This is a genomic window from Nocardia sputorum (genome assembly GCF_027924405.1).
Taxonomy (GTDB): domain Bacteria; phylum Actinomycetota; class Actinomycetes; order Mycobacteriales; family Mycobacteriaceae; genus Nocardia; species Nocardia sputorum.
Genome location: NZ_AP026978.1, coordinates 4,719,035 through 4,732,274, shown reverse-complemented (window position 1 = coordinate 4,732,274; position 13,240 = coordinate 4,719,035). Strand labels below are relative to the sequence as shown.

General features: G+C 68.7%; 11 protein-coding genes and 1 pseudogene. 7 read left to right on the top strand and 5 right to left on the bottom strand.

What is annotated here, in order from left to right:
* Positions 1-47: 47 nt before the first annotated feature.
* From QMG86_RS21305 to coaE, 3 genes are all read left to right on the top strand, one after another.
* Positions 48-749 (top strand): TetR/AcrR family transcriptional regulator, encoded by a 702-nt coding sequence (locus QMG86_RS21305; protein WP_281874400.1) that lies wholly within the window; start codon positions 48-50, stop codon positions 747-749.
* 262 nt (positions 750-1,011) lie between these two features.
* Positions 1,012-1,269, top strand: a complete 258-nt coding sequence (locus tag QMG86_RS21300; RefSeq protein ID WP_281874399.1) for a hypothetical protein — start codon at positions 1,012-1,014, stop codon at positions 1,267-1,269.
* Between the two features lie 1,065 nt (positions 1,270-2,334).
* Positions 2,335-3,546, top strand: a complete 1,212-nt coding sequence (gene coaE, locus QMG86_RS21295; RefSeq protein ID WP_281881055.1) for a dephospho-CoA kinase — start codon at positions 2,335-2,337, stop codon at positions 3,544-3,546.
* A 30-nt stretch (positions 3,547-3,576) separates the two neighbouring features.
* Here the strand turns inward: coaE and QMG86_RS21290 are convergent, their stop codons facing one another.
* The gene (locus tag QMG86_RS21290) at positions 3,577-4,101 is read right to left on the bottom strand and encodes a ribonuclease FAU-1 family protein (RefSeq protein WP_281874397.1); all 525 of its coding nucleotides are present in this window, start codon (positions 4,099-4,101) and stop codon (positions 3,577-3,579) included.
* Positions 4,102-4,157: 56 nt separating this feature from the next.
* Positions 4,158-4,808 (bottom strand): ribonuclease FAU-1 family protein, encoded by a 651-nt coding sequence (locus QMG86_RS21285; protein WP_281874394.1) that lies wholly within the window; start codon positions 4,806-4,808, stop codon positions 4,158-4,160.
* Positions 4,809-5,342: 534 nt separating this feature from the next.
* Here QMG86_RS21285 and uvrB point away from each other — a divergent pair.
* Positions 5,343-7,532 carry an excinuclease ABC subunit UvrB gene (uvrB, locus tag QMG86_RS21280; protein WP_281874392.1) on the top strand — a complete coding sequence of 730 codons (2,190 nt, stop codon included), beginning with the start codon at positions 5,343-5,345 and terminating at the stop codon, positions 7,530-7,532.
* Between the two features lie 65 nt (positions 7,533-7,597).
* Here uvrB and QMG86_RS21275 read toward each other — a convergent pair whose 3' ends face one another.
* Entirely contained in the window at positions 7,598-8,068 is a 471-nt protein-coding gene (locus QMG86_RS21275) for a VOC family protein (RefSeq protein WP_281874390.1), read from the bottom strand.
* 52 nt (positions 8,069-8,120) lie between these two features.
* Between QMG86_RS21275 and QMG86_RS21270 the strand changes: the two genes are divergently transcribed.
* From QMG86_RS21270 to QMG86_RS21260, 3 genes are all read left to right on the top strand, one after another.
* A complete protein-coding gene (locus QMG86_RS21270) occupies positions 8,121-9,020 on the top strand; it encodes a helix-turn-helix domain-containing protein (protein ID WP_281874388.1) in 900 nt (299 codons plus the stop codon).
* Complete coding sequence (locus QMG86_RS21265) at positions 9,021-9,458, top strand: DoxX family protein (protein ID WP_350356340.1); 438 nt, start codon at positions 9,021-9,023, stop codon at positions 9,456-9,458.
* A 489-nt stretch (positions 9,459-9,947) separates the two neighbouring features.
* A complete protein-coding gene (locus tag QMG86_RS21260; RefSeq protein WP_159845679.1) occupies positions 9,948-10,400 on the top strand; it encodes a universal stress protein in 453 nt (150 codons plus the stop codon).
* A gap of 85 nt (positions 10,401-10,485) precedes the next feature.
* Here QMG86_RS21260 and QMG86_RS21255 read toward each other — a convergent pair whose 3' ends face one another.
* Positions 10,486-12,783: a HelD family protein gene (locus QMG86_RS21255; protein ID WP_281874385.1), complete on the bottom strand. Its 2,298-nt coding sequence runs from the start codon at positions 12,781-12,783 to the stop codon at positions 10,486-10,488.
* A 170-nt stretch (positions 12,784-12,953) separates the two neighbouring features.
* Positions 12,954-13,238, bottom strand: a pseudogene (locus tag QMG86_RS21250) (antibiotic biosynthesis monooxygenase family protein); the annotation flags it as partial.
* Positions 13,239-13,240 lie beyond the last annotated feature (2 nt).

Genomic DNA, 13,240 nt, shown 5'->3' with positions numbered 1-13,240 from the left:
CAGTAAGAATACGGCAGATAGTAGCCGAACACTGTAGGGTGTCAACCGTGGCCGAGATCGTGAGAAGTCGCCGGGAGCGCCTGCGCGCCCAGACGCTGGAGGACATCGAGACGATCGCGATGCGGCTCCTGGCCGAGGGCGGCCCGGACGCGATCTCGCTGCGGGCCATCGCCCGTGAGATAGGGATGACGGCGGGCGCGATCTACGGCTACTTCGCCACTCGCGACGACTTGATCTCCACGCTCATCTCGGACGTCTACACCGCTTTGGTCGACCGGCTGGAAGCCGCGCGCGACGCCGTTCCGGTCGACGATCCGGCAGGGCGCATCGTCGCCTGGGCGGAAGCAGTGCGTGCATGGGCGGTCGAGCGGCCCGCCGAATTCCGGCTCATCTACGGCGATCCGGTCGCCGGTTATCGGCCGCCGCCGGGCGGGGCCGCCGCCGCGGCCGAATTGCGCGCCTGCACCGGCCTGGTCGGTCTCGCGGCCGCCGCGTGGCCCCAAGCCGCGGCGACGCAGTCCGTGGAGGACTGCGCGTGGTCCGACTTCGACGCGGGCTTGGCCGAGCATGTCCGGTCCGAGTTCCCGGAGCTGCCTCCCGACGCGCTCGCCCTCGCACTGCGTATGTGGGGCCGGATGCATGGACCGATCGCGCTCGAGGTGTACGGCCACCTGTATCCGCAATCACAGGACCCGGCCAAGCTTTTCCGCGTCGAGATGCGTGACCTGGTCCGGTCTCTCGGCTTTTAGGTACGAGCCGCCACGGTGCTTCCGGAGCGGCGTCGGCTCTGCGTGGATGTGCAGGGCGGCTGGGAAGCCGTAATCGACGGCGACGCCGGACGCCCTGTTCGCGCGGCGCGGGCGCTGGTGCCGGTCTAGCGTGCCGGTGGCGTCGTCGCGCGGGAGCCCGGCTCCGCGGGCCCGTGCGCGATGTCGTGAAAAGCGTGGCAGCAAGGCGACGACGCGCTGCGGCAGCGCGTCCCGCAGGCCCTCGAGCTCGAGAGTGAAAGGGATGATGGGGGAGGAGTTCCCGAACGTGACGGGTAACGCGCCCGTGCGCAATTCCGTGGCCGGATTCCTCGGACTGCTGCTGACGGCGCTGATCGTGTACTGGGCCGACTTGGCCGATCATCCGTGGGCCGGCGCGGTGAGCATCGGCGTCGGCGGTCTGAGCATGGCGATCTTCCACGGGTTGGGCGGGGCCTACCGGCTCAACACCGCCCTGGGGCTGCCGAATCCGGCTCGGCGGCGCCCTTCCGCGACCGCGTGACCCGGCCGATGCCCCGTGGCAGGCGCGGATCGCCGGTCTTTGGCGTCGTAACCCGAGATTGCCGGAGATGCGCCGGATCGATAATCCGTAGGGCTCGAATGTGGCGGATATTACGCCGCTGTACACGTCGCCAACACCGTCACCGTTTTGCTGTATCGGTATTTCGGCGCCGTGTCTTCCTTACCGCGGGTCCGTCCATTGCCGGGGACGGCGGCACGGCTCGGCTCGGGATCGACCACTGCACCGCCCGCTCGGACGTGCGCGAAAAATCACCCGGAATTCGGGAAACATTCCTCCACACGACACGGACCGAGGGTGTCGTTCGTCGCACGACTCGAGGTTTTACTGCGACCGCAACCATCGTGGGGTGCTGTGCCTACCGGAGCGCTGGGCGGTACCGCGGGTAAGCGACCTTGCATCTGTACTTGCATTTCGGGTTGCGCAAGGGGTGATGCGGTGGACGGATCATCGTGCCGCACAGCGAAACCGGGCGCGCAAAACAGTGGCCCAGCCTTGGCGAGAGGCTGGGCCACTTCGAACTCGGGTTCAGCTTGCGGTAGCAGGTACCCACCGGACCGCGGGTGCGGCCGGACGGTTCCGCATGGCAGCGAAACTGTGCCGCGCGGGACTGATGAACGCGGTGAACCAAGAGCGGCGGTGCTCGGCGAGCGCCGCCGCGACAGCGGGGATCTGAATGCAGTGCACTCGCCCCGCCATGCCCAGGCGGTGGCGACCCGTCTGGTTGATTCTGGTGCCCAATGGTGTTCCTTTGCTTCGCTGGTGTCGGCCTGGATCGCCACGGCGAAGATTAGCGGAACGAAAGTGCTCGGCAGAGTATTTTGCCCGAGTAATTGCCTCGGCGTGTCGGAAAGTCGCCGCCGCGCAACGGCAAACATCCGGAATTGTTGCGAATCGGTCTCGGCGTTGTCACGGAACGGGCAAATGGCGCCGCGAGTGGTGGAATGCGCGGGCCCATCGGGTAATCGACCGAATCGGCTTCGTGGCCGGGTGGACGCGATCGGGGCGGCGGACGCCCGAGCCCGGTCCGGATGCGAGACTGGTCGAATGTTACGAATCGGCCTCACCGGAGGCATGGGAGCGGGGAAGTCGACGGTGGCCCGGGCGCTCGCCGACCTCGGCGCGGTGGTCATCGATTCCGACCTGATCGCCCGGGAGGTGGTGGAGCCGGGCACCGAGGGCCTGGCCGCGCTGGTGGATGCGTTCGGCGCCGACATCCTCGCGGCGGACGGCAGCCTCGATCGGTCGGCCTTGGCGGCCAAGGCCTTCGGTGACGACGCGGCGCGCGCGAAACTGAATTCGATCACCCACCCACTCGTCGGAAAACGCACGGCGGAATTGATCGCCGCCGCGCCCGCGGACGCCGTTGTGGTGCAGGATATTCCGCTTCTGGTGGAAAACGGTCTGGCGCCGCTGATGAATCTCGTGCTCATTGTCGACGTCGATGCCGAAACGCGTATCCGCCGTCTGGTGGAATTCCGTGGCGTCGCCGAAGCCGATGCGCGCGCGCGTATTTCCGCACAAGCCACCGACGAACAGCGCCGGGCCGTTGCCGATGTATTGCTGGACAACAGCGGCGCGCCGGGTGCGGTCGAGGCCGAGGTACGCAGGCTGTGGGCCGAGCGTTTGGTGCCGTTCGAGCGGAACCTGCGGGCCGGGACGCCCGCGCGCCGCGGCGACATCCGGCTCGTGCCCGCCGATCCGTCCTGGCCGGCGCACGCGCAGCGGCTGATCGCCCGGTTGTGGGTGGCCTGCGGCGGCGCCGCGTCCCGGATCGATCACATCGGTTCCACCTCGGTGCCGGGGTTGCCCGCCAAGGATGTGATCGATCTGCAGATCACCGTCGCCGATCTGGCCGCCGCCGACGGCCTGCGCGACGCCCTCGGTGCGGCGGGATTCCCCGTGCGGCCGGAGAACACCCAGGACAATCCCAAGCCGACGCCGCAGGACCCCGCGGGTGTAGACCTCACGCTGTGGACCAAGCGCTTTCATCAGAGCGCCGATCCGGGCCGGTTGGCCAACGTGCACGTGCGCGTCGACGGTTCGCCCGGGCAGCAGTACGCGCTGCTGCTGCGGGACTGGCTGCGGGCCGACGCCGAGGCCCGCGCGGAGTATGTCGCCGTGAAGCGCGAGGGCGAAGCCAAGGCGGCTGGACTGAGCGGCGCGGAGGCGACCGCGGTCTATCTCGGGGTCAAGGAGCCCTGGTTCGACGCCGCTTATCCCAGGGCGCTCGCTTGGCGGGATTCGTCGGCGCCCTAGCGGACCGGCGAGTGTGCCACACGGCTTGGGCTACAGCCAGGTCAAGGTGATGTCCATGGTTTCCAGCCAGCCCTCGAAGGTGTGGCCGTTGGCGGCGATGCCGTCGATGGCGGCGGTCGCGTGCTGCACGGCGGCCTCGGCGTCGGCGAGGCTGATCAGCCCGGCGGCGTGGGCGGCGATCAGCTCGTCGACGTCGAGCAGTTGGGTCTCGCGCGCGGAGCGCACGACGATGTCGAGGTAGTGATCGACGGACTTCCACTTCTTCGGGGCGACCGCCGTGAAATCACCGATGTCGAGGTAGAAGTCCTGGTCGCGCCGATGCGCCGGAAGATAGTGGAAGATCGTCGCGCGCAGGTGCAGCTTGGGCAGCAACCACGACTCGATGTAGTGGAACTGCGGATGATCCGAGGTGCGGGCCATGTACAGGCCCCACGGCTCGACGTGGTACTTCTCGACCGGGCGCACGAAGCCTTTCGGATCCGTGTTCGTCAGATCCGCGATGTTGAAGTACTCCACTTTGGGCCGGTGCACGTCGACGATGGGTGCCTGCGTCATGTATCAAGGATCTACCGCCGTTCTCGACGCGTCGAGCCGGGGCAGTAATCCGCGGGCTACATCCACGTGAGGACGATGCCGTGGGTGGCCAGCCAGCTCTCCACGCGGTGCTCGTGCGCGGCCAGCCCGTCCAGCACGGCCGTGGCCCGCTCGAACGCCCGGTGCGCCTGCGCCGTGTCGACCAGCCCGGCGGCGTGCGCGGCGAGCAGCTCGTCGACCCCGAGTAGTTCGGCGGTGCGCCCGCGGCGCACGGCGATGGACAAGTACTGGTCCACCGCCTTCCAGCGCTTCTGGCCGACGCGGGTGAACTCCCCGACGTCGAGGCGGTAGACCGGTTCCCGGTGGTGTGCCGGGTTGGTCCGCGCCAGCGTCGCCCGCAGTGAGAGTTGGGGCAGCAACCAGGATTCGAGGTAGTGCGAATCCGGTCCGCCGACCCGGCGGGCCATGTACAGGCCCCACGGCTCGGCGTGGAAACGATCGACCGGGCGGACGAAGCCCTTGGCGTCGGTATTGGTCAATTCGGCCAGATTGAAGAACTCCACCCTGGGCCGGTGCGGCGCCGGTGTGGCCGCGGCGATCGGCCCCGGTGGGGCGGCCGTGGCGGCGCCGGTGACGGAGGGAACCACCGCGCGGATATCCCTGGCGACGTACCCGGCGAGGCCGGTCACGGCCGGCACGGCGACGAGCAATGGAAGCAGACCGCTCATGGCTTTGTCCTTCACCACGTCCGAACAACCAGATCAGGTTACACCTGGCGCGGGGTCGCCGCGCGGTTCGCGATAAGGTGTTCGCCCGCACGAAACCTGTTGCGGCAACGGACATTTCGGACATGTAACGGTCCGCTCGCAGTGGCCTCGACGCGGTTGTGCGATGCGTCGGCGGGCACGCGCTCGCGCGGCCGTCCGCGGTAACTGTCCGGCCCCCGGGGGTGATCGCGGCGCCTGACTGCGGGTGCTCGGCGAAAGTGTTGCGGGCCGGTTGTTTTCGGTATACCCCTATCGGCTTTCGCGCATTCCTCATTGCCTGCGGCGGCCGCCCGGGGCCGGTCGGCTCGCCGATCGGCGGCGTCTTCGGGAAGTGGCGGGCGGCTCGGCGGCGCACCCCGACGCCTCGTCGGCGCGGTGAGACGCCGCCGCCTCGACGTGATCGAGATCACAGTGACGGTTACTCGGTCGGTGCCGGTCGGTGACCGTCCGACTGCACCCGGGAACCTGTCGGTGGGTGGGCCTAGGCTGGTGAGCATGGCATTCGCAACCGAGATTCCGGCGGAGGGCTTCGAGGACAGGGCCGCCGAGCAGCCGCTCGCGCACTCGGAGTTCCGCCCCGTCGGCGAGATCGAGCGCGTCGGCGGCCGGTTCGAGGTGGTCAGCGAACACCAGCCGGCGGGCGACCAGCCGGCCGCGATCGCCGAGCTGGAGCGCAGGATCAAGGCGGGGGAGCGCGACGTGGTGCTGCTCGGCGCCACCGGCACGGGAAAGTCGGCCACCACGGCCTGGCTGATCGAGCGGTTGCAGCGGCCCACGCTGGTGATGGCGCCGAACAAGACGCTCGCCGCCCAGCTGGCCAACGAACTGCGCGAGATGCTGCCCAACAACGCCGTCGAGTACTTCGTCTCCTACTACGACTACTACCAACCCGAGGCGTACATCGCGCAGACCGACACCTACATCGAGAAGGACAGCTCGATCAACGACGACGTCGAGCGGTTGCGCCATTCGGCGACCTCCAGCCTGCTGTCCCGGCGCGACGTGGTGGTGGTCGCCTCGGTGTCGTGCATCTACGGCCTCGGCACGCCGCAGTCGTATCTCGACCGCTCGGTGCAACTGGAGGTCGGCACGGAGATCGACCGGGACGCGCTGCTACGGCTGCTGGTCGACGTGCAGTACACGCGCAACGACATGGCGTTCACCCGCGGCTCGTTCCGGGTGCGCGGCGACACGGTGGAGATCATCCCGTCCTACGAGGAGCTCGCCGTTCGCATCGAGTTCTTCGGCGACGAGATCGAGGCGCTGTACTACCTGCACCCGCTCACCGGCGACGTCGTCCGCCAGGTCGACATGGTGCGGATCTTCCCCGCCACCCACTACGTGGCGGGACCGGAGCGAATGGAACGCGCGGTGCGCGACATCGAGGCCGAACTGGAGGATCGGCTCGCCGAGTTGGAGCGGCAGGGCAAACTGCTGGAGGCCCAGCGGCTGCGCATGCGCACCCAGTACGACTTGGAGATGATCCGGCAGGTCGGGTTCTGCTCCGGCATCGAGAACTACTCGCGCCACATCGACGGCCGTCCGGCCGGTTCGGCGCCCGCGACGCTGCTGGACTACTTTCCGGAGGACTTCCTACTGGTCATCGACGAGTCGCACAACACCGTCCCGCAGATCGGCGGGATGTACGAAGGCGACATGTCCCGCAAGCGCAACCTGGTGGAGTACGGCTTCCGGTTGCCGTCCGCGGTGGACAACCGTCCGCTGACCTGGGAGGAATTCGCCGACCGGATCGGGCAGACGGTGTACCTGTCGGCCACGCCGGGGCCGTACGAACTCGGGCAGACCGGCGGTGAGGTGGTCGAGCAGGTCATCCGGCCGACCGGCCTGGTGGACCCCAAGGTCGTGGTGAAGCCGACCAAGGGGCAGATCGACGATCTGATCCACGAGATCAGGGAACGCACCGAGCGCGACGAGCGGGTGCTGGTGACCACGCTCACCAAGAAGATGGCCGAGGATCTGACCGACTACCTGCTCGGCCTTGGCGTGCGGGTGCGCTACCTGCACTCCGAGATCGACACGCTGCGCCGCGTCGAGCTGCTGCGGCAGCTGCGGCTCGGCGAATACGACGTGCTCGTGGGCATCAACCTGCTGCGCGAAGGTCTCGATCTGCCCGAGGTGTCGCTGGTGGCGATCCTCGACGCGGACAAGGAAGGATTCCTCCGCAGTACCACCGCGCTGATCCAGACCATCGGCCGCGCCGCGCGCAACGTCTCCGGCGAAGTGCACATGTACGCGGACAAGATCACCGACTCCATGCAGTTCGCCATCGACGAGACCGAGCGCCGCCGCGCGAAACAGATCGCCTACAACGAGGAGATGGGGATCGATCCGCAGCCGCTGCGCAAGAAGATCGCCGACATCCTCGACCAGGTGTACCGCGAGGCCGACGAGACCGAGGTCGAGGTCGGCGGCTCCGGGCGCAACGCCAGCCGCGGCAGGCGGGCGCAGGGCGAGCCCGGACGGGCGGTGAGCGCGGGTGTCTACGAGGGCCGCGACGTCAAGTCGATGCCGCGTGCCGAACTCGCCGATCTGGTCAAAGAGCTGACCGCGCAGATGATGAACGCGGCCCGCGAGCTGCAGTTCGAACTCGCCGGGCGGTTGCGCGACGAGATCGCGGATCTCAAGAAGGAACTGCGCGGCATGGACGCCGCCGGGTTGAGTTGACCCGGGGCGCGCCGCCGCCGCCTCCGCAGGCCGTCCCTAGAACGACCGCGGAGGCAGCCGAGCCGTCAGGCCTGGGTGGCCAGCCATTCGTTCACCCGGCGCTCGGCCTCTTCGCGCGAGACATCCTCCACTTTGGTGAGCACCGCCCAGCGGTGGCCGAAGGGATCGATCACCACGCCGAACCGGTCGCCGGTCACGAAGGTCTGCGGCTCCTCGACCTTGCGAGCGCCGTGTTCGACGGCGCGCCGCACCACCGCGTCGACGTCGGGGCAGTAGTGCACGATCGAGGTGTGCACCCACTCGCCGTTCGGCGCCAGCACGCCGTTGTCCGGGATGGGCATTCCCAGCTGCAGGGTCGAGTCGCCGATCTTCAGTTCCGCGTGGGCCGGCTGGCCGTCGGGCAGGTCGTTGCGAGTGATCACCTCGGCCTCGAAAACGGCGGTGTAGAAATCGATAGCCTTGTTGCCGTCACCGACCGCGAGGAAACAGGTGATCGAGTGGTAGCCGTCGGCGATGGGATTCACTGTGTTCGTCATGGCCACTACTTTTGCCGGTCGCGGCCGGCGGGTCTTGTAAGAAAGCGACATCGTGCCGCGTAGCGCCGAACCCGCCGCCGAGCCGCCGCAGGCCCGCAATCCCCTCGCGCCCACCGACACCAAGGGAATCCTGCATCCGGACGAGCAGGCGAGGCACCGGTCCCTGGTCCGTGTGCCGCCGGGCTCCGTGGTGGACCGCTACGTCGAGTGGTACTGGGCGGTGCGCTGGGACCTGCGCGGCAGGCCGCCGTATCGGGCGGAGGTGCTGTCGTATCCGAGCGTGAACGTCACCTTCGAACGGTCGGAGTCGCGGACCGGCGGATTCGTCAACGGTGTGGTCACCACGAAGTTCACGCGCGAACTCGGCGGGCTCGGTGAGACGTTCGGAATCCGTTTCCGGGCGGGCGGATTCGGCGCGTTCACCGGCGTGGACGTCGGTTCGTTGCGCGACCGCGCGGTGCCCGTCGCCGACGTGCTGCCCGAAGGCGCGCGCCTGACCGAGCGGGTGCTCGACGCGCCGACGGTCGACCAGCGCTGCCGCGTCGTCGAGGAGTACCTCGCGGACCGTCCCGCGGTCGAGGACCCGACCTACCGGCTGGTGCTGCGCATCGTCGATGCCATGGCCACCGACCAGGAGCTGACCAGGGTCGATCAGATCGCCGAGCGGTTCGGCGTGCCCGCCCGCACGCTGCAGCGCATGTTCCGCCGGTACGTCGGCGCGGGACCGAAATGGGTGCTGCGGCGTTACCGGTTGCAGGACGGCGCCGAACTGCTCGCGAAAGGCCGTACCGAAGACCTCGCCGCGTTGGCCGCGGATCTCGGATATTTCGACCAAGCGCACTTCTCGCGTGAGTTCACCACGGAAGTGGGTATGGCCCCCCTGGAATACGCCAAGAATTCGCTACGTTTCCGCAACGAGGTCACCGCCAAGGTCATGCCGACGAGGACGTAGTTGCCCGACAGCGAGGAGCTGGACATGGATGTCGTGGTGCTGATCGGACGCGTGTTGTTCGCGATGCTGTTCCTGACCTCCGCCCTCGGCCATTTCACCCGCACCGAAGCGATGGCGGGGTATGCGCAGAGTAAAGGCGTGCCGATGGCCAAGGCCGCCGTGTTCGGCTCGGGCGCGCTGTTCGCCCTCGGCGGTCTGAGCGTGCTGCTGGGCATTTGGGCCGACCTCGGATCGCTGCTGCTCGTCCTCGGGCTGCTGCCGACCGCTTTCGTGATGCACCGGTTCTGGCAGGAGACCGATGGCGAGGCCAAGCAGACCGAGCTGATCCAGTTCAGCAAGGACGTGGCCCTGGCCGGCGCCGCCCTGATGTTGTTCGCGTTCTTCGCCCATGTCGACGAACTCGGATTGACCATCACCGGACCGCTTTTCGACCTGTAGGCCGCGGCCCCGCGCGCTAATTCTGCGCGTCCTTTTCGCCGCAGGAAGGCGAAGCCATAGACGGTGCAGGAGCGATTCTCGGCATATTCTGGGCAAACCTTCGGCAGTGGCTCTGGCTGCACGGTGCTCCGGCGCCGATCGGCCCGTTCCGGGCGCGTGGATTCACGTGCGGGACGGGCCGGTCTTCGTGTGACGGACCTGGCTCTGTGATGAATATCCCAGGCCCGCAATGGGGTTCGAAGCGGTTGTGGCACCTCACAGGTTTAGTTCCCTGGAATTGAGTCTGCCCTGGTTGGTCCGGCCTTTCTCGCATTCCCTGGCGAATCCGCGGCGGGAATGGTCGAGCACCCCCAGTGTGATGTCTTGCGATTTCTGAAATTTCCGCACCGTTTGCCGCTATGGTCGACCCCAGTCGCCGCGCCGACGCCCCGGTCGAGCCGGGACGAACCCGCGCGCGGCACCCGACCCACCGCATAGTTGGAGGAGAGAATGACCGCCTACCGGACCATTGTCGTCGGTACCGATGGCTCGGACTCGTCGTATGTCGCCGTCGAGAAGGCAGGCGCTCTGGCCGGCGTGTCCGGCGCGACCCTGATCGTGGCCTGCGCGTACTACCCGACCGACGACCGCGACGTCGCCGCCGCGGCCGACGTGCTCAAGGAGGAGGCATACCAGGTACGCGGTTCCGCGCCGACCAACGAGATCCTGCGCATCGCCCGGGACAAGGCGATCGCGGCGGGTGCGGCCGACATCGTCGAGCGCGCCATCGTCGGCGAGCCGGTCGAGTCGCTGCTGGCGCTGGTCAAGGAGGTCGACGCCGACCTGCTGGTCGTCGGCAACCGGGGCCTGAACACGCTGGCCGGGCGGCTGCTCGGTTCGGTGCCCTCCGACGTGGCGCGCAAGTCCCGCTCCGACGTCCTGATCGTGCACACCGTGCGCTGAGTCCCGCGACGGTCGAAAGGCTCCGTGTTCTCGCCGAGCGCGAGATGGCACGGAGCCTTTCGTCGTTTCGGCGGGTGGCGTCCGTTCAGCGCAGCCGGGCGAGCACGCCGGGCAGGTCCGCACTGTGCACCACGCCGAGCCGCTGGGTGGCGCGAGTCAGCGCGACGTACAGATCGTTGAGCCCCCGCGGTGATTCGTCGAGGATGGCCTGCGGTTCCACCAGGTAGACCGCGTCGAACTCCAAGCCCTTCACCTCGTGCACGGTCAGCACCCGAACGGCCTGGCCTGCGAGGTCGGCCAGCCCGGCCGTCAGCGCCTGCGGCGCGATCACCGCCGTGGTGCCCGGCCCGGTCTCGGTGGCGACCAGCCGGGCCACCTCGTCGTGCACGTCGCCGGGCGCGACCCGGTACGCACGCGGCACGACGCCGGTCTCGCGGACCGAGCGCGGCGCGGTCGCCGCCGGATCGATGGCGGCGAGGACGTCAGCGGCGACGTCCATGATCTCGGCGGGCGTGCGGTAGTTGACGGTGAGTTCGGTGAGCTTCCACCGGGACGCGACGTACGGCTCCAGCATCCGCTGCCAGGAGGACGCGCCCGCCGGGTCGCCGGTCTGCGCGACGTCGCCGACCACGGTGACCCACCGGTTCGGAATGCGCCGCATCACCATGCGCCAGGCCATCTCCGACAGCTCCTGCGCCTCGTCCACGATCACGTGACCGTAGGTCCAGGTGCGATCGCCGGCGGCGCGCTCGGCGGTGGTCTGGCGGGTGCGGAAGTCCTGGCGTTCGGCCAGCTGGCTCGCGTCGATCAGGTCGTAGGCCATCAGGATCTCGGGGTCGAGGTCGTCCTCCAGATCCTGGGGCGCCGAGCCGGTGAGGATGTCGAGGGCGTCCTGCGCCTCGGCGATCTGGGTGCGCCAGCGGCGGCGGGCGCGTTCGCGTTCCTCGGTGTCGTCCACGCCGAGCAGTTCGGCCAGTTCGTCCAGCAGCGGCGCGTCCGCGGCGCTGAACTGCCCGTCGTCCGGCCGCAGCAGCTCGGCCCGGTCGGCGGGGTCGAGCGAGCGCGCAGCCCGGTCCAGCCGCTCGGGGTCGGCGAGCAGGTCGGCCAGCACGTCCTGCGGGGACAGGATCGGCCAGAGTTTCGCGATGGCCGTCTGGATCTGCGGGTCGGCGCGCATCTCGTCGCGGATCTCGGTGAGGTCGGCCGAGCTGAGCAGGCTGGGGCCGCCGGACAGATCGGCGCCCATGGTCTGGGCGAGCTGATCGGTCAGCGCGTCGATCACCGACGCGGCGAAGATCGGGCGGGCCAGATTGTGCGGGCGGCGCGAGGACCGGGCGCGCCCGCGGGCCTTGGTGGCGATCTTGCGATCCAGCGTGACCGGATAACCGTCGAAGCTCAGCCGGATCGGTTCGGCGGGCACCTCTTGCCGGTCGCGCACCGCCTGCTTGAGCACTTCCAGAATGGTCAGCGATCCCTTGATCTCGCCGGCCCGCAGCGAGTCCTCGCGGGCCGCCCGCACCCCTGGATAGAGATCGCCGATGGTGGACAGCAGCACGCCGGTCTCGCCGAGGGACGGCAGCACCTGCCCGATGTAGTCCAGGAAGGTGGCGTTCGGTCCGATGATCAGCACGCCGCTCTTGGCGAGCTGCTGGCGATAGGTGTAGAGCAGATACGCCGCGCGGTGCAGCGCGACGGCGGTCTTGCCCGTGCCCGGCCCGCCCTGGACGACGAGCACGCTCTTGTGCTCGGAGCGGATGATCGCATCCTGCTCGTGCTGGATGGTCTCGACGATGTCGTTCATGTGGCCGGTGCGGGCGGCGTTCAGCGCGGACAGCAGCGCGCTCTCGCTGCCGACCCCGCCGTCGGCGCCGGTGACGCCTGCCCGGCGCGCGGCCTCGAGATCGAGGTATTCGTCGTTGATCGCGGTGACCTTGCGGTTGCGCGAGCGGATGTGCCTGCGCCGGGTCACGCCGTCCGGCGCCGCGGTGGTGGCCAGGTAGAACGGCCGCGCCAGCGGGGCGCGCCAGTCCAGCAGCAGGCTCTCGTAGTCGTCCTTCTCGTCGAGGATGCCGAGCCTGCCGATGTAGCGGTACTCCTCCTGCGCGCCGTCGAGATCGATGCGGCCGAAACACAGGCCGTGTTCGGCGGCGTCGTATTTCGCCAGGTCCTCGGTGTAGAGCTGGCTGAAGGACTCCCGCTCGCTGCGGGCCTGCGGGGTGCCGCCGGTCTCCAGCAGCACGGTGCGCAGCCGGTTGCGCGCGTAGTCGCGCATCTCGTCGAGCCGCTCGTAGAGCACCGACAGGTATGCCTGCTCCTGCTCGGTCTCGCGGGTCCGCTCGGGAGCGCCGTCGTGGGCGGCACGGTCCTGAGTGAGATCGGGCAAACTGAACTCCTTGTCACCGCGAACAGGCGCGAGCACACCACCCGACCGGGTAGGCACACGCGCGGAAAGCAGAGTTGTCGAGTCTACTGGGGTTGCGGCGGGCTCGCCGTAAGCCCAGGTGAGGCCCCCTGCGGGGGAACGGGGACGGGGTTGTCGGACGCTGTGAGGGGGACCGGCGCGAAGTGCTCGACCGCCGGGAACGGCTCGTAGAAGTGATGTAACAGGTCCTTCCAGCGCTGATATTCCGGCGAGCCGCGGAATCCGACGACGTGATCGTCGATGTGGTCCCATTCCACCCGGAGCAGGTAGCTGCCCGGCGACTCCACCCCGCGCGACAGCGACAGCGACCGGAAGCCGGGCATGCTCGCGATGATCGGCCGCGCCGCGGCGAAGGCGGCTTCGAAATCGGCCGCGCGCTCGGGGCGAACCGGCAGCAGGGCGTGTTCGATGATCATGC